This window comes from Pseudomonas sp. GGS8, assembly GCF_024168645.1.
GTDB lineage: Bacteria > Pseudomonadota > Gammaproteobacteria > Pseudomonadales > Pseudomonadaceae > Aquipseudomonas.
Map to the genome: position 1 here is coordinate 3,404,958 of NZ_JALJWF010000001.1, position 16,915 is coordinate 3,421,872.

The 16,915-nt window shown below is 61.1% G+C and carries 15 protein-coding genes and 1 riboswitch; of the genes, 3 read left to right on the forward strand and 12 right to left on the reverse strand.

Annotation, left to right across the window (positions count from 1 at the left end):
• Positions 1-11: 11 nt before the first annotated feature.
• The 6 genes from uca to J3D54_RS15440 all read right to left on the reverse strand — a co-directional run bounded on the left by uca (position 12) and on the right by J3D54_RS15440 (position 7,960).
• Positions 12-3,644: an urea carboxylase gene (uca, locus tag J3D54_RS15415; RefSeq protein ID WP_253419668.1), complete on the reverse strand. Its 3,633-nt coding sequence runs from the start codon at positions 3,642-3,644 to the stop codon at positions 12-14.
• Between the two features lie 215 nt (positions 3,645-3,859).
• Entirely contained in the window at positions 3,860-4,501 is a 642-nt protein-coding gene (locus J3D54_RS15420; RefSeq protein WP_253419671.1) for an urea amidolyase associated protein UAAP2, read from the reverse strand.
• Positions 4,502-4,512: 11 nt separating this feature from the next.
• Entirely contained in the window at positions 4,513-5,238 is a 726-nt protein-coding gene (locus J3D54_RS15425; RefSeq protein WP_253419674.1) for an urea amidolyase associated protein UAAP1, read from the reverse strand.
• A 12-nt stretch (positions 5,239-5,250) separates the two neighbouring features.
• On the reverse strand, positions 5,251-6,039 hold the full coding sequence (locus J3D54_RS15430; protein ID WP_253426635.1) for an ABC transporter ATP-binding protein: 789 nt from the start codon (positions 6,037-6,039) through the stop codon (positions 5,251-5,253).
• Between the two features lie 20 nt (positions 6,040-6,059).
• Positions 6,060-6,875, reverse strand: a complete 816-nt coding sequence (locus J3D54_RS15435; RefSeq protein WP_253419678.1) for an ABC transporter permease — start codon at positions 6,873-6,875, stop codon at positions 6,060-6,062.
• A gap of 17 nt (positions 6,876-6,892) precedes the next feature.
• Positions 6,893-7,960, reverse strand: coding sequence for a putative urea ABC transporter substrate-binding protein (locus J3D54_RS15440; RefSeq protein WP_253419681.1), 1,068 nt, complete (start codon positions 7,958-7,960; stop codon positions 6,893-6,895).
• Positions 7,961-8,022: 62 nt separating this feature from the next.
• Positions 8,023-8,123, reverse strand: a riboswitch (guanidine-I (ykkC/yxkD leader).
• Positions 8,124-8,404: 281 nt separating this feature from the next.
• On the opposite strand from J3D54_RS15440, the gene J3D54_RS15445 reads away from it, so the two are divergent.
• Both J3D54_RS15445 and J3D54_RS15450 read left to right on the forward strand, forming a co-directional pair.
• Positions 8,405-8,641, forward strand: a complete 237-nt coding sequence (locus tag J3D54_RS15445) for a hypothetical protein (protein WP_018926798.1) — start codon at positions 8,405-8,407, stop codon at positions 8,639-8,641.
• Between the two features lie 212 nt (positions 8,642-8,853).
• Entirely contained in the window at positions 8,854-9,279 is a 426-nt protein-coding gene (locus J3D54_RS15450) for a hypothetical protein (protein ID WP_253419684.1), read from the forward strand.
• A 50-nt stretch (positions 9,280-9,329) separates the two neighbouring features.
• Here the strand turns inward: J3D54_RS15450 and J3D54_RS15455 are convergent, their stop codons facing one another.
• Positions 9,330-10,442, reverse strand: a complete 1,113-nt coding sequence (locus J3D54_RS15455; protein ID WP_253419687.1) for an enoyl-CoA hydratase/isomerase family protein — start codon at positions 10,440-10,442, stop codon at positions 9,330-9,332.
• 132 nt (positions 10,443-10,574) lie between these two features.
• On the opposite strand from J3D54_RS15455, the gene ung reads away from it, so the two are divergent.
• Positions 10,575-11,267 carry a uracil-DNA glycosylase gene (ung, locus tag J3D54_RS15460; RefSeq protein WP_253419690.1) on the forward strand — a complete coding sequence of 231 codons (693 nt, stop codon included), beginning with the start codon at positions 10,575-10,577 and terminating at the stop codon, positions 11,265-11,267.
• A gap of 160 nt (positions 11,268-11,427) precedes the next feature.
• On the opposite strand, the gene J3D54_RS15465 is transcribed toward ung, so the two are convergent.
• The 5 genes from J3D54_RS15465 to J3D54_RS15485 are packed head-to-tail and all read right to left on the reverse strand — an operon-like array spanning position 11,428 to position 16,802.
• Positions 11,428-12,468 (reverse strand): AbrB family transcriptional regulator, encoded by a 1,041-nt coding sequence (locus J3D54_RS15465; protein ID WP_253419693.1) that lies wholly within the window; start codon positions 12,466-12,468, stop codon positions 11,428-11,430.
• Positions 12,461-13,975, reverse strand: coding sequence for a tripartite tricarboxylate transporter permease (locus J3D54_RS15470; RefSeq protein ID WP_253419696.1), 1,515 nt, complete (start codon positions 13,973-13,975; stop codon positions 12,461-12,463). The genes J3D54_RS15465 and J3D54_RS15470 overlap by 8 nt, the downstream gene beginning before the upstream one ends.
• A 1-nt stretch (position 13,976) precedes the next feature.
• Positions 13,977-14,435 (reverse strand): tripartite tricarboxylate transporter TctB family protein, encoded by a 459-nt coding sequence (locus tag J3D54_RS15475; protein ID WP_253419699.1) that lies wholly within the window; start codon positions 14,433-14,435, stop codon positions 13,977-13,979.
• 58 nt (positions 14,436-14,493) lie between these two features.
• On the reverse strand, positions 14,494-15,471 hold the full coding sequence (locus tag J3D54_RS15480) for a tripartite tricarboxylate transporter substrate binding protein (protein ID WP_018926791.1): 978 nt from the start codon (positions 15,469-15,471) through the stop codon (positions 14,494-14,496).
• A gap of 38 nt (positions 15,472-15,509) precedes the next feature.
• Positions 15,510-16,802 (reverse strand): OprD family porin, encoded by a 1,293-nt coding sequence (locus tag J3D54_RS15485; protein WP_253419702.1) that lies wholly within the window; start codon positions 16,800-16,802, stop codon positions 15,510-15,512.
• Positions 16,803-16,915 lie beyond the last annotated feature (113 nt).

Below are 16,915 nucleotides of genomic sequence, written 5' to 3' on the forward strand. Positions count from 1 at the left end.
TTGAAATGGCTTCAGTCGAGTTCCAGCACCACGACGCGCTGTCCGGCGCGCACTGCCGAGCCCGGTTGCACACGAATCTCGCGCACCACACCGGCCATGGGCGCGAGCAGCGGGATTTCCATCTTCATCGACTCCAGAATCACCAGCACATCACCCGCGACCACTCGGCTGCCGACCTCCACTTGAACCTGCCAGAGGTTGCCGGCGATGTGGCTATCGATGCTGTGTTGCCCGTTGGTCAACAGCGCCTCTTCGGCCACTTGCGGCGCCGGTTCTTCACTGTCGAAATGCGCCTGACCGCTGGCGATCCAGCGTTCGCGTTCGGCGTTGAACGCGCCTTTTTGCTGATCGCGAAACGCGGCGATGCTGTTGGCTTCTTTCGCCAGAAACGCCTGGTAATCCGCCAGGTTCAACTGACTGTGCTCGATGTTCAGGGCGAAGCGCCCGAGCGGGAAATCCCGTCGAATGCGCAACAGTTCATCGGCGCTTACCGGGTAAAAGCGGATCTGATCGAAGAACCGCAGCAGCCACGGTTTGCCATCGAACGCAGCGACCTCACGGTAGCGGTTCCACATCTGCAAGGTCCGGCCGACGAACTGATAACCACCAGGGCCTTCCATGCCGTACACGCACATATAGGCGCCACCGATGCCCACCGAGTTTTCCGCGGTCCAGGTGCGGGCCGGGTTGTATTTGGTGGTGACCAGGCGATGCCGTGGGTCGAGCGGGGTGGCGACCGGTGCGCCGAGGTAGACATCACCCAGGCCCATCACCAGATAACTGGCGTCGAACAGCGTGCGTTGCACTTCGTCGAGGTTTGGCAGGTCGTTGATGCGCCGGATGAACTCCAGATTGCTCGGGCACCATGGGGCGTCCTTGCGCACGGTGGTCATGTATTTCTCGATGGCCAACTGGCAGGCCGGGTCATCCCAGGACAGCGGCAGATGCACGATGCGTGAAGGAACCTGCAAGTCTTTGGCGGCGCACACGGCGTCCCACTCACCGGCGACGATACCCAGCAGATCGGCGAGCGGCAGTTGCTCCGGTTGGTAATGCACCTGCAGCGAACGGATGCCCGGTGTCAGGTCGATCACGCCATGCAGGTGTTTGCTTTCCAATGCCTGCATCAACGCATGGGCGCGGAAGCGCAGGACCAGGTCCAGTTCAGGGGCGCCGATTTCCAGGAGCAAATGCGTGTCGCCTGACAATCTCGCCACCAACCGGGTGTCATCCTGACCAATATCCAGAATCACAGGCGACACAATCCCCTGTGGGAGCTGGCTTGCCTGCGATGAAGTTGATGTGGTGTCTGGTCGGGCCTCATCGCAGGCAAGCCAGCTCCCACAGGAACGCCATTTCAAGGCGAGGTTGCGGGCGGTCTTGAGATCGACCGGTTGGAACTGCACCTTGTCCCCAGCCTTGAGCTGCCCCAGCTGCCAAAGATCCGCTTCGATCACCGTCACCGGGCAGACAAATCCGCCGAGGCTCGGGCCATCGGGACCGAGAATCACCGGCATATCACCGGTGAAGTCCACCGCGCCAATGGCGTACGGATTGTCGTGAATGTTCGACGGATGCAACCCGGCTTCACCCCCGTCGGCCCGCACCCATTCCGGCTTCGGCCCGATCAGCCGCACACCGGTGCGGCTGGAGTTGAAATGCACTTCCCATTGAGTGGCGAAGAAGGTGCCGATGTAGTGTTCGGTGAAGTATTCCGGTGCGCCATGCGGGCCGTAGATCACCCGGATTTGCCGCACCGCCGGTAACTCGGTGACCTGTTCGTCAGGCAATTGAACACCCGCGCTACGGTCGATCAAGGCTGGCACATGCAACACGTCCCCGGCACGCAACGCACGACCGCCATGGCCGCCGAACTGACCGAGGGTGAAGGTACTTTTGCTGCCCAGATAATCTGGCACCTGCAGGCCACCGCGCAGGCACAGATAGCTGCGAGCGCCTGCACCGGCGATCGTGCCGAGATGCAATGTGGCACCGGCCGGAATCAGCAGCGCGGTGTTCATCGGCGCGGCTTCACCATTCAGCGTCAATGGAATCTGCGCACCGGTCACCGCCACCACCGCATCACAATTGAAGCGCAACATCGGCCCGCTCATGGTGATTTCCAGTGCTGCAGCACCCTCGTCGTTACCCAGCAAAAGGTTGCCTAAACGCAACGCTCGGTTGTCCATCGGCCCCGACGGCGGCACACCGACCGCCCAGTAACCGAGACGCCCCGGATAATCCTGAACACTGGTCTGGGTGCCAGCGCTGATCACCTCAAAGGTGTTGGCCCGATAGACCAGCGCCTCCAGGCAGCGGGTCCACGGCTGGCCGCTGGCAAAGGGTGTATCGAGCAGAATCTGCCGCAGGTAATCGCGGTTGGTTTCCACCCCGTACAGCAGGCTGTCGCCCAAGGTTTGGAGCAGGTCAGCGCGGGCTTCTTCGCGAGTCGGCGCCCAGCGGATGACCTTGGCAATCATCGGGTCGAAGTACGGCGGGATCTCGCAACCGGCCTCGACCCAGGTGTCGATGCGCAGGTGTTTGCCATCGGCGACGGGGAAATTGACTGCCGTCAGCAGACCGGGACTCGGTTGAAAATCCCGCCCCGGATCTTCGGCGTAGAGCCTTGCCTGAATCGCATGGCCGTCGGCTTTCAAGCCTTGGCTCAATTCGCTCAACGGCGGTAAATCTCCGGCCGCCAGTTCCACCATCCAGCGCACCAGATCCACGTCCCACACTTGCTCGGTGACGCCGTGCTCCACCTGCAAACGGGTGTTCACTTCAAGAAAATAGAAACGCTGGGCGTCACTGTCGAAGACGAACTCCACGGTGCCGGCGCTGCGGTAATTCACTGCCTTGGCGAGTTTGATCGCAGCAAGGCAGAGCGCTTCGGCCATGCCGTCGGGCAGGTTGGGGGCCGGGGTTTCTTCGAGGACTTTCTGGTTGCGCCGCTGCACCGAGCAGTCGCGCACGCCGAGGGCAATCACCTCGCCCTGGCCGTCGCCGAACACCTGCACTTCCAGGTGCCGGGCGCGCTGGATGTATTTCTCGATGAACACACCGGCGTCGCTGAAATTGTTCTGCCCGAGGCGTTTGACCGCGTCGAAGGATTCGCTCAATTCGGCGGCGCTGCGGCACACGCGCATACCGATGCCGCCACCGCCGGCGGTGCTTTTGAGCATCACCGGATAGCCGACCTGTTCGCCGGCGATCAACGCTGCGTCAAGGCTGTCGAGCAGCAAGGTGCCTTCGAGCATTGGCACGCCGTGTTGTTTGGCCAGGGCGCGGGCAGTGTGTTTGAGGCCAAACACGCGCAGTTGCTCGGGTGTGGGGCCGATGAAGGCGATATCGGCTGCTTCGCAGGCCTCGGCGAACGCGGCGTTTTCCGAAAGGAAACCGTAGCCGGGATGAATCGCCGTCGCGCCGGTGGATTTGGCGATGGCGAGGATTTTGTCCACGGCAAGATAAGTGCCAGCCGCCGCGCCTTCGCCCAGGCTATGGGCTTCATCGGCGTGCAGGATATGCAGGCTGGCGGCGTCTGCTTCGGAGTAAACCGCGACGCCCTTGACCTGCAACTCGCGCAGGGTCCGCAGGATGCGGCAGGCAATGGCGCCACGATTGGCGATGAGGACTTTTTCGAACATGGCATAACCCCTGGAGGCGATGGCCCATCAGCCTCGACCTGGGATGCGGGTCGTCCCGCAGTTTTTCGATGAGCGCCGGGGTCGTCCCCGACGGCGGAATTACTAAACTTGAAGCCACCGCTCCCACAGGGTTTAGTGGTGTTTTTACTGTTTGAGGCACTGGCCGGAGCGGGCCTGGCACAAGGCAAACAACCACCGCCGCAAACGCGCCAATTTCAGTTCCATACCAAAAGCTCCGCAGGCGTGGGGTTGTAGGCGTTGCACGGGTTGTTCAGTTGCGGGCAGTTGGAGATCAGCACGATCACGTCCATCTCGGCCCGCAGGTCGACGTATTTGCCGGGTGCTGAAATCCCGTCTTCGAACGTCAGCCCGCCGTCGGCCGTCACCGGCACATTCATGAAGAAGTTGATGTTCGGCCCGATGTCGCCCTTGCCCAACCGACCGTCGTGGGCGCAGGCGCGCAGGTAGTTGTCGCGACAGCTGTGCATGTAGCGTTTTTCCAGGGCGTAACGCACGGTGTTGCTCTCTTGTGCGCAGGCACCGCCGAGGGTGTCGTGACGCCCGCAGGTGTCTTCGACGATGGTCAGCATTGGCTTGCCGAGGTTGGAATAGAGCACGCTGCCGGTGCTCAGGTAGACGCTGTTCTGCCGACGCAACGTGCGCTGCACGTCATAGCGTTCCTTGGGATTGGCAAGGCTGTAGAACAGAGTGTCGACCGCCTGATTGCCTTCCAGGTCAAGGATCCGCAGGGTCTGGCCGGCCTTGACCTCCATCAGCCAGGGTTCACCGGCGGGGATGGTGGCGCGGTAGACCGCAGCTTCTGGTTGCTTGTGAATAGTAGCGATAGCGAGTGACATGGCAGCGATCCTCAGGCGAACAGACGGTCGGTGTTGATGAAGCCGCGCTCGTTTTCCGGGCGCGAGGTGCGGCAGTGTTCGGCGACACTGGCGTCGGCGTTCATCCAGCTCAGCTTCAGCGGTTTCGGTGCGTATTCCGGCGACGGGTCCATCGGATGTTGCAGGGCAGTGAGCACCACCAGAGTGTCCATCGGTGCGTACAGTTCGATGTAATCGCCGGCCTTGGAGTTGCCTTCGACGAAGTGGAAACGGCCGGCCTCATCGACGTTCACACGGCTGAACAGATTGAGCGTCATCAGCAGGTCGGACAGGCCCAGTCCCCACTTGCCCAGTTCCACCAGCAAATTGTCGGTGCCGTTGCGGAAGAAGCCGTTGCGCAGCTCCTGATAGCGGCCCTGGCCATATTTTTGTGCGACTTCTTCAGCGCAGAGCACACCGCCGAGGCTGTCGCTCCAGCCACAGGTATCGGCAGTGATGGCTGCCAGCACGCGGCCCATGTCCGAGTACAGGCAATGGCCGCTGGTGAGCTTGGCGGTGTGTTGGCATTTGAGGCTGTCGGGCAGGTTCAGGCGCTCGGTTTTTTCGTTGGCGTTGAGCAACGTCAGGCTGACGTTGGCACCGCCACGCAGGTCGGTCAGGCGCAGCAATTGGCCGCGTTTGAGGACGAATGAACGATGGCCGCCGCCGGCGAGCATTTCTTCGGCGAACGGCGGGAACAGTTGGGGCGAATCAGTCATGTGCAAACTCCTCTAAGCGATGCGAAACGTGCCTGCCAACTGAGCCGGCAGGGCGTCGACGGCGGCACGGTTGGCGCGGCGGTCGCTGTTCAAAGGGATGTCGTAGGTGATGCGCGCGCCATAGGCGCCGGGGGCGTGCGGGTCGACGCGGACCTTGTCGAACACCAGCAAACGGGTGCCGAGACTGAAACCTTCGGACAGGTCGTGGGTGACCATGAACACCGTCAGTTGCGTCTCGCGCCACAGCGCCAGCAACAGGCCGTGCATGTCTTTGCGGATGCCCGGATCGAGGGCGCCGAACGGTTCGTCGAGGAGCAACACGCGGGGTTTCATGATCAGCGCCTGGGCAATCGCCAGCCGTTGTTGCATGCCACCTGAGAGCTGCGCCGGGTACTTGTCCAGCGAATGGCCGAGACCGACTTTGTGCAGCAATACCGCCGCCTGTTCCCGAGCGTCTTTTTTGGCATGGCCGAACAACCGCCCGAGTAAGGGGGAACGTGGCAGTTCGAGGCCGAGGGCGACGTTGTCCAGCACGATCAGGTGCGGGAACACCGAGTAGCGCTGGAACACCACGCCACGGCTCGAATCCGGTTCGCCAGCCAGTGCCTGACCGTCCAATAGAATCTCGCCTCGACTGGCGCGTTCCTGGCCGAGCAATAGCCGCAGGAACGTCGATTTGCCGCAACCCGACGCGCCGACCAAGGTGCAGAACTCACCTTCGTTGACGCTCAGGTTCAGCCCTTCGAGCACCACCTGATCGGCGTATTGCTGCCAGACGTTTTTCACTGTGATGAAGCTCATGCCCGCGCCCCTTTCATAACTCATTTGGAGGCACCTTGGTGCCAGGGAAAGGCCCGTTGGGTCAGGCGCTTGAGGCCCCAGTCCATCAGCCAGGCGAGCAGGGTGATCCACACCACGTAGGGCAGAATCACGTCCATTGCCAGGTAGCGGCGCACCAGGAAGATCCGGTAACCCAAACCGTCGGTGGAGGCGATGGCTTCGGCGGCGATCAGAAACAACCACGCCGAGCCGAGCATCAACCGCAACGAGATCAGCAGGCGTGGCAGCAATTGCGGCAGCACCACACGCAACATCAAGGTCCAGGTCGAGGCGCCAAGCGTTTGTGCCTTGATCAGCAGCTCGACCGGAATTTCCCGGGCGCGCTGTTCCAGATCACGGGCCAGGCACGGGGTGATGCCGATCACGATCAGCATCACTTTCGACAATTCCCCCAACCCGAACACGATGAACAGAATCGGCAGGATCGCCAGTGGCGGCACCATCGACAGCACCGTCAGCACGGGCGACAACGGTGTGCCGAACAGCGGCAGCGTACCGGCGGCGATGCCCAGGCACAGCCCGGCCAACGCACTGATGCCGAGGCCGACGGCCAACCGCTGCAGGCTGGAGGCGGTGTCTTGCCAGAGCAGGTATTCACCGGTGCGGGTGTCGGCGGTGAAGGCCAGGCGTTTCACCGCGTCGGTCATCTGCACGGCACTGGGCAGCAGTTTGTCGTTGGGGTTGTCCATCAGCCGTTCGGCCGAGCCCATGAAGTAGGCGAACAGCACCAGGGCGAACGGCAGGATCACCAACAGCAGGCGACTCGGGCGATCCGGGTGGCGATTGATCAGGCGCATGGCCAGCTCCTCCTGTCTTACAGCTTGGCGTCGGCGGCCATCTGCACGTAAGTCGGGTCGAAGCGCAGCTTGAGGTTGCCTTTATCGCCGCTGGTCACGCCATTGGCGAAGGCCATGCCGATGGCGCTGGTGTCCTTGGCTCCCTCACCCAGCAAGCCGTGCTGGAACGAGAACTCGGCGACCTTGCGCATGGTGTCGGGCAGTTGCTGGCTGGTGGAGAACGCCAGGGCTTCTTTGGGTGTGGCGAACAGTTTGGTGGTGTCCAGTTGCGCCTGGAAACCGGCCAGGTTGGTGCCCGAGGCTTTGGCCATGTGTTCGAGCGCGGCTTGGCTGGCGGCGTTTTTCGCATTCATCAACTCGACCACTTCGAACCAGGCGCCGGTCAGGGCTTTACCCAGGGCCGGGTTGTCTTTGAGGGTGGCGCTATTGACCACCATCATGTCCATGATTTCGCCGGGGATCTGGCTGGAATTGAACACTTCGGTCACCGCAGGCTTGGCCTTGATGTCCGAGAGCATCGGGTTCCAGGTGGTGACGGCGTTGACCTGTTCGGTGTTGAAGGCAGCCGAGATATCGGCATCGGAGGTGTTGACTACTTTCAGGTCTTTTTCGGTGAGGTCTACCGAGTCCAGAGCGCGGGCCAACAGATAATGGGAGACGGACAGCTCCACCAGATTGACGTCCATGCCCTTGAGGTCGGTGACTTTCTTGCCTTCGCCTTTGAGCACGATGCCGTCGTTGCCATTGGAGAAGTCGCTGACGATCAGCGCCGTGCTGTCAACGCCACCGGCCGCCGGAATGGTCAGCGCGTCCATGTTGGTCATGGTGCAACCGTCGAACTGGCCGGCGGTGTATTGGTTGATGGATTCGACGTAGTCGTTGAGCTGCACCACATCAATCTTGATGCCGTACTTTTTCGCCCATTTGTCGACGATGCCTTGGCTGCCGGCATATTCCCAAGGCATCCAGCCGGCGTAGATCGTCCAGCAGACGCTGAAATGGTCTTTCTGTGCGGCGTGGGACGAGACGCTCAGGAGGGCTGCAAAAGAAGCGGCGAGCAGGGCGGGTAAACGAAGTCGGGACATGGGATGGTTCTCCAGTTGATCAAGGGCGGACAGGAAGGCAGCGACACCGCGAACGGTGGCTTGTCTCCCGGGCTTTTGTCCCGCCGTGTAACCTCAACTGGAGGTCGCCAACTCTCGGACCAGTCACTCGCCTAAGCGAGCCGGAACCCTAGTCAGCCATTGCAAATTGTGGTGCCGCGAACCTGTGATGACTCCTGCACGTCTTTGGTTAAGCGAGAGCCGTGCCAAGTTGGCTTGAGCGCTCTGGCTGGGGACATGGGAGGGAGGGCGAGACAAACAGGGGAGGGCGCTTTGCCTTGTCATGGTGCGCAGCGCATGGGCATGCACCGTAGAAGGACAGCTAGCCGCTGATCTGACGGTCGCCGCGGATTGGCACTCGGTGCCTGTTTTAAAGTCAAAACAGGTGCGACTCGACTGCCGTTGCAGGTCTTTCAGGAGGCCTCCATGTTCTGTCAGAAAAAGCTCCGCCAAATACTGCTCAGTGTGTTTTTTGGTTTGGGTCTGTCCGGGTGTTACTACTATGTAGGGGGCGCCGATGTTTATCCGGCACCTTATTACTACCCCGGCTATTACTACTCACCTTATTACTACGGCGGCCCACGCTTTTACGGGGGGTATCGCTACTACTATTTCAGTGGGCCTCGTTATTACCATGGTGATCACGATCGCGGGCATCGTTAAACGGCTCATGAGCACAACGGCGCGTCCGGCTGACGGAGGCGCCGTTTTCCTTTGGGCAGGATGAAAAACCTTTCATCGGCTACTTGTTTCAACGTGTTGCAGAAACGCACCAGATCCCGATTTCACGGTCTTATCTTTCGACAGTCGCCGAACAATTGACTGTCGCCTGCCAGCGTCGCTGGTGTGGCTCACTCGCGGTCCAGGAGGCCGCCATGCTCTGTCGAAAACAGATCCAACAAATTCTGCTGATTGTTCTATCGGGATTGTCTCTTGGTGCGTGCGTACCCTATTCCGATGGAGGAGACAGCTACTACCGTTCCGAGGTCTATACGTCCCCGGCGCCGTATTACTCCGACGGTGGTTACTACCCAGCCCCGCGCAGGTATTACTCGCCGCCTGCACGGTATTACCAGCCATCTCCGCGTTATTACTATCAACCGCGGGTTTATCAACCGGCACCGCGCTATTACGACGACCGCGGCAACCAGAATCGCGGATGGGACCGACATGACCGCGGCGGTTGGGATGGTCGTAGTCGCGGCAACTGGAACGACGACTCTCGAGGCCATAGTGGGCGTGATCACCATGGCGGAAGAGGCGATCATGGCGACAACGATGGCCGAGGCGGCCGCCGTTAACCCGTCAATAAAAAGCGGCGCATGAAGCGCCGCTTTTTTGTGCCCGGATTTCAGTATTCCGACAGATCGGCCAGAGGGTGCCGACCTTCCCAGACCTTGCGAAAATGCGCTTCCACCGCCGCCTCCGGCACCGTGTTGATATCCGGCCAGTGCCAGTGAGGTTTCTGATCCTTGTCGATCAACCGCGCACGCACGCCCTCGCTGAACTCCGGATGACGGCAGCAATTGAGGCTCATGGTGTATTCCATCTGAAAGACTTGAGCCAGCGACAGGTGCCGGGCGCGGGCGATCTGTTCCCACACCAGATGAGCGGTCAGGGGCGAGCCTTCAATCATGGTGCAGGCCGCCCGACTGAGCAGCGGGTCTTTATGAACGCGCAGTGCACTGATGGCCTTCCAGGCACAACGAACATCGCTGACATCCAGCAGCTCGTCGATCTGCTGGCGTCGTGGCAACCACTGCGCTTCTGGCATTTTTACCAGCGCTTCTTGCTGCAAGGCCTTGAGCAGGCTGTTGAGCTGCATGGCGGTCTGTTCCTGCCAGTTCAATTGCAGCAAGCCTTCGATCAGCTCTTGCTGTTGCTCATCGAGCAAAAAGCGATCGGCCAAGTCCAGATCGATCGCGTCGCGACCGTTTATCTGAGCGCCGGTCAGGCCGAGAAACAACCCGAGCTTGCCGGGTAATCGCGACAGAAACCAACTGGCGCCGACGTCCGGGTACAGGCCGATGCTGATTTCCGGCATCGCCAACCGGCTGCTCGGTGTAACAACCCGAATGCTTGCCCCTTGCAGCAGCCCCATGCCGCCGCCCAGCACGTAACCGTGCCCCCAGCAGATCAACGGCTTCGGGTAGGTGTGCAGATTGAAGTCGAGGCGATATTCCGCCGCAAAGAAGTGTGCCGCCAGAGGCGGCACTTCTCCGGGATGGGCACGACACGCCTCCACCAGGCTGCGTACTTCACCGCCGGCGCAAAAGGCCTTGGCGCCATTGCCGCGCAGCAGCACGCAAACGATCTGTGGTTCCTTGGCCCAGGCGTCCAGTTGATCGCGCAATGCGTTGATCATCGGCAAGGAGAGGGCGTTGAGGGACTTCTCGGCATCCAGGCTGGCGATGCCGATGCGTGCGCCGTCGGTGCCGGTGAGTTCTTCGAAGTGCAAATTCATCGTGACCTCGATCGGGAATTTGAGCGTTCAGTATGATCGCTCTATAGGAAAGTGCCGGATCTGCGTCAGATCAATTGACAAGCGTGATGGGCTTTCCTAGGGTTCGCCCCATTGTTTTTGCCGGATGTAACCATGACTGCTGACGACCGTATCAAACTCGAACCGAGCTGGAAGGAGGCACTGCGTGCCGAATTCGACCAGCCTTACATGGCAGAGTTGCGCGCATTCCTGCAACAGGAGCGCGCGGCGGGCAAGGAGATCTATCCGCCGGGACCGTTGATTTTCAACGCGCTCAATTCCACGCCGCTGGACAAGGTCAAGGTGGTTATCCTCGGTCAGGACCCTTACCACGGCCCGGGCCAGGCCCATGGGTTGTGCTTCTCGGTGCAGCCGGGTGTACCGGCGCCGCCGTCGCTGGTGAACATCTATAAAGAATTGAAACGCGACCTGAACATCGACATCCCCAACCATGGCTACCTGCAAAGTTGGGCGGAGCAGGGCGTGTTGATGCTCAATACCACCATGACCGTCGAGCGCGCGAATGCCAACGCCCATGCGGGCAAGGGCTGGCAGCATTTTACCGACCGGATTATCGAAGTGGTCAGCGAGCATCAACCACATTTGGTGTTCCTGCTGTGGGGCGCGCATGCCCAGAGCAAGCAGAAACTCATCGACGCTACCAAACATCTGGTGCTGACGTCAGTCCACCCCTCGCCGCTGTCCGCTTATCGCGGCTTCCTCGGGTGCGGGCATTTCAGTCGGGTGAACAAGTTTCTGGAACAGAATGGCGAGACGCCGATCGAGTGGCGGTTGCCGCCGGTCTGAAGATTGTGGCGAGGGGGCTTGTCGGAACGCCGCATCGCCCCGTTGGGTCGCGCAGCGGCCCCAAAACCAGCCACACCGAAGCCCTCAGATTTTACGACTGCTTCGCAGCCGAACGGGGCGATGCGGCGTTCCGACAAGCCCCCTCGCCACAGGACTCATATCAGGGAGAATCCGGCTCCCGGTTCCAATACCGAAACAACGGCTCCGCCAAAAACAGCACAAACAACAGCCGCATCACCTGCATCGCCGTCACCAGCGGTACCGATAGTTGCAGGGTTTCAGCCGTCAGGCTCATCTCGGCAATCCCGCCGGGCATCATGCCCAGCGTCAGCGAACGCAGATCCAGATGGGTCAGGGCACTCAAGCCCAGCGCCGCCAGCGTGGCGATCAGCATGGTCAATACCGTACCGATCAAGGTCCGGCCCATGAAGGACGGTGCCCGCCGGAAGAACTGTCGATTGAAGTGGCAACCCAATCCACTGCCGATCAGCCACTGGCCGATCTGACTGCCGCCGTTGGGCAGGCCGATGTGCAGGTCCCAACCCATGCTCACCGCCGCACTCACCAGCAACGGCCCGAACAGCCAGGGGTTGGGTTGACGCAGGCGCTCCCAGATCCAGGCAGCCAGGGCGCCCGCCGGGAACAGAAGGCCCAGCCACCACCAACTGATGGTCGCTGCATGCAAGACCGGTGCACCGTCGCCCAACAGAGACTTGAACGCCGCCGGCACACACAGCACCACCACCAGCACCCGCAAGCTTTGCCCCGCCGCGACACGGCTGAGCACCGCGCCGTTGCGGGCGCCGAGGTTGACCATCTCCCCGGAGCCGCCGGGCATGCTGGAAAAGAACGCCGTAGCGCGATCTTCGCCGGTACGCCGCATCAACCAGACCCCGACCACCGCGGACAGGCTGGTGACCAACGCACCGAAGAAGATCAGACCGAAGTGGCTCAGCACCTGCTCCATCACCACTGGGGTGAAGTGCAGGCCGATACCGATACCGACGACCCACTGGCCGCATTTGCGCCCGCCAGGGATTTCCGCCAATTGCCAGGGGGTCAGGCAACGCACCAGGATGATCGCCAGCAACGAGCCGACCATCCAGGGCAGTGGCCAGCCGATCTGGCTGGCGAGGTAACCACCCAGCAGACCGACCAGCGGTGTTCCCCACCAGGCTTTGAAAGGTGTTCGATCAGACATCGGCGACAGCGCGCCGGGCGACCGAACGTTTGCGCCAGATGCGCAGCAGTGGCATCAGCAACATGATTGCCGTCAGCACCCAGCAACCGAAGGTGATCGGGCTCGACCAGAGGATTTCCAGTGCGCCGTTGGAAATCGACAGCGCGCGACGCAGGTTCTGCTCCATCAGACCGCCCAGGATGAAACCCAGCAATACTGGCGACAACGGGAAGTCCAGCTTGCGCAGGATGTAGCCGAAGATGCCAATGCCGATCATCAGGAACAGGTCGAAGGTTGTGGCGTGTACGGCGTAGACGCCGATCCCGGTGATGATCGCGATCACCGGCACCAGTGCCCAGTTCGGCACGGCGAGGATGCGGGTAAAGATGCGGATCATCGGAATGTTGAGGATCACCAGCATCACGTTGGCGACGAACAGCGATGCGATCAGGCCCCAGACAATATCCGGTTGCTGCTGGAACAACAGCGGACCCGGGGTGATGTTGTACAGCGACAGTGCGCCGATCATCACTGCCGTGGTGCCCGAACCCGGCACACCGAGGGTCAGCATCGGCACCAGGGCACCACAGGCTGCGCCGCCGATGGCGGTTTCCGGAGCCGCGAGGCCACGCATGTCGCCTTGGCCGAACGTGCCCTTGGCACCGGCGATCCGTTTCTCGGTCATGTAGGCCACCGCGCTGGCCAACGTCGCGCCGGCACCCGGCAACACGCCCATGATGAAACCCAGCAAACCGCAACGCAGGTTCACCACGAACACCGCCGAGGCTTCCTTGAAGTTGAACATCATGCGACCGGTGGCTTTCACCGCTTCCTGGCCACGGTGGGTTTTTTCCAGCAGCAGGAGGATTTCGCTGATGGAGAACAGGCCCAATACCAGCACGACGAACTGAATGCCGTCCGTCAGGTGAATGTTGTCCCCGGTGAAGCGGTATACGCCGCTGTTGGCATCGATCCCGACGCTCGACAGAAACAGACCGATCAGCGCTGCAATGAAGGTCTTGAGCGGTCGATCACCGGCCATGCCGCCGAGACAGACAATCGCAAACACCATCAGCACGAAATATTCCGCCGGTCCGAAGGCAATCGCCCATTTCGCCAGCAGCGGGGCGAACAGCACCATGCCGCAAGTCGCGATGAAGGCACCGATGAACGAACTCCACGCCGACAGCGACAGTGCCACACCCGCCAGACCCTTGCGGGCCATCGGGTAACCGTCGAGGGTGGTCATGACGGTGGAGGCTTCGCCTGGAATGTTCAGCAGGATCGAGCTGATCCGGCCGCCGTATTCGCAACCCAGGTACACCGCCGCCAGCAGGATCAACGCCGACTCTGGTGGCAGGCCGAGGGCGAACGCGATGGGAATCAGCAACGCCACGCCGTTGATCGGCCCCAGCCCCGGCAACAGCCCGACGACGGTGCCGATCAAGGTGCCGCACAATGCGGTCACCAGGTTGTACGGGCTCAGCGCAACGCCGAAGCCCTGACCCAAATAGCCAAGAGTATCCATATCAGTTCTCCAGAACGTCGAGCACGCCCAACGGCAGTGGCACGTCCATCAACTTGTCGAACAGCAGATAAAGACCGACGGCCATCAGGCTGATGATCACCGCGCTGGGCAGCCAGCGGCCGCCATACAGGCGTGCCATCGGGACCCCGATCAGAATGCTGGCGACGATGAAACCAAGGGGTTCGAAGGCCCCGGCGAACACCAGCAACAGCAGCACGCAGATGCCGATTTTGATCAGGGTTTCGCGGTCCAGTTTCGGGTCGTCATCGCTGTGCACGATCGGTGCCGGCCGAAACACCATGTACAGCAAGGCCAGGCCCATCAGGCCGAGCATCAACAGGGGGAAGGCGCGAGGCCCGACCGGTTCGTAGGAAAAAGCCGCTTGATACGGCCACGCCATCAGCGCCAGGCCGACACAGGCCAGCAACAGCACCGAAGCAAAAATGCGTTGTATGAGCATGGGGAACTCCTGGGCTACGACCCCGAGAACCGGGGCCACAGCCGCTAGACAGAGGCGATCACTGGATCAGGCCGAACTCTTTGGCCAGCACTTTGTAATCCGCGACTTGCTTCTTCACGTAGGTGTCCAGCTCCGGGCCGGTCATCGCGAACGGGAACAGTTCCCGCTGATCGCGCAGCTTGGCGAAGTCCTCGGAGGCCAGCAGTTTGTCGAAGGCGTTTTTCCACCAGGCGTAGTCTTCGTCGCTGACTTTTGGCCCGAGGTAGAAGCCGCGAACCACCGGCCAGACGATGTTGTAGCCTTGCTCTTTGGCGGTCGGAATGTCTTTCATTTCCGGCTCGTCCAGACGCTTCTCGGAGAACACCGCCAGCAGACGCATGTCGCCGCTCAGGATGTGTGGCATGGAGTCGGAGATGTCGGTGCTGCCAACCTGGATGTGGCCGCCGAGCAGGGCGGTGGCGATTTCACCGCCGCCTTCGAGGGCGACGTAACGCAGGTCACGCGGGTTGATCCCGGCCGCCTTGGCGATCAGGGCGGTCTGCATCCAGTCCTGGCTGCCGACGGTGCCGCCGGAACCGATCACCACGGAGCTCGGATCTTTCTTCAGGGCTTTGACCAGATCGTCCAGGGTCTTGTAAGGCGAATCGCTTTTCACCGCGATGGCGCCATAACTGGTGCCAACGGCGGCCAGCCAGCGCACTGCGCTTTCATCGAAACGCCCGAATTTGCCTTGGGCCAGGTTCAGCAGCGAGCCGCTGGACCAGGCCACCAGCGTACCGGCATCGGCCGGGCGCTGTGCGACCACCGCGTTGTACGCCACCGCGCCGACACCGCCGGGCATGTAGGTCACGCGCATCGGTTTGGTCAGCAGTTTTTCGTTGACCAGCGCGCTTTGCGCCAGTTTGCAGGTGAGGTCGAAACCGCCGCCCGGCGAGGCCGGGGCGATGCATTCCGGGCGTTTGGGTTCGGCCAGCAATTGGCCGGCGAACAGCATGATGCCGGTGGCCAGAGCAACTTTACGCAGTGATAGGTTCATTCAAGTCTCCTTGGAGTTTTTGTTATGGACGTACTGAATTACCAAAGGGCAACGCTATAGCTCACCAGCAGACGCACTTCATCGGCATCGCGAGCGGAGTAGTTGGAGCGGTAGGTGGCATTGCGCAGGCGCACGGCAACGTCCTTGAGGGCGCCACTTTGTACGACGTATTTGATCTCGGTGTTGCGTTCCCACTCTTTGCCTTCGTCGCCGTTCTTGAGCTTGATGTTGTCACCGCTCACGTAACGGCTCATGAAGCTCAGGCCGGGAATGCCGAGTTTGGCGAAATCATAGTCGTAACGTGCCTGCCAGGAGTGTTCTTCGGCGCCGGCAAAGTCATTGATCTGCACGAAGTTGACCAGGTACGGATCGCTGCCATCGACGTAGGGGAAGGCACTGTCGCCGGACATGTGCTGATAGCCGGCGCTGAGTTTATGCCCGCTCAAGGCGTAGCTCACCAGCCCGTTCAGGGATTTGTTGTCGATCTTGCCGCCACGGGCCGCGCCCTCGTCGTCACTGATGGCAAATCGCAGGTCGGTACCGAAAGTACCGGGACCGAACGGTTGCGAAGCGACAACACCGAGGAAGTGCTGATTGTAGACTTCATCGAGTTGAGCGAAGTGGTAGCTGCCGATGATCTTGTCGGTGAACTTGTAGTCCACGCCGCCAAAATCAAAATGCTTGCCGGCGACGGTGCCGGCGAAGCGGCTGTTCTTGTTGTTGAGGGCGATGTCTTCGAAGTCGGTGCTGTCGCGGTCCTTGGCTTTCTCCAGACGCCCGCCGGTGAAGGTCAGGTTCTTGATCTCTTTGGAGGTCAGCATCCCGCCTTCAAAGGTCTGCGGCAGAATGCGGCCGTCGTTGGGCTTGAGGATCGGCAGTTCTGGAATCAGGCTGCCGATTTTCAGTTCCGTGGCGGAGACTTTCACTTTGCCGGTCAGGCCGAGCTTGGAATACTCATCCGCCGCGCGCCCATCGTCATGGGTCGGCAGCAGGCCGGTGCCGGTGCGATCCGGACTCGAATCGAGTTTTACCCCCAACATGCCCAGTGCATCGACACCGAACCCCACGGTGCCGTCGGTGTAACCCGATTGCAGATTGAGCATGAACCCCTGGGCCCATTCGTCCCGCTTGGATTGCTGGGCGCTGGTGCCGTCGCGAAAGTCGCGGTTGAAATACATGTTGCGGGTTTCGAAGGTTGCCTTACTGTCTTCGAAGAAGGCAGCCTGGCTCAACGGCGAAAAGCCGGCGAGAGCGGCGGCACTGACAAGGGCGGTGTGGCTGAGGCGGGAAAAACGAGCAGGCGGGCAAGCCTGAAGCTGCATGGACAGCATGGTGACATACTCCGTTTATTGTTCTTATTGGCGAAAACGCTTCGAGGCGTTTTTCGTATCGCTATGTGCTCTGACTACGGCAGTGAAAGCTGTCCGTAGCGGGACTCTAACCG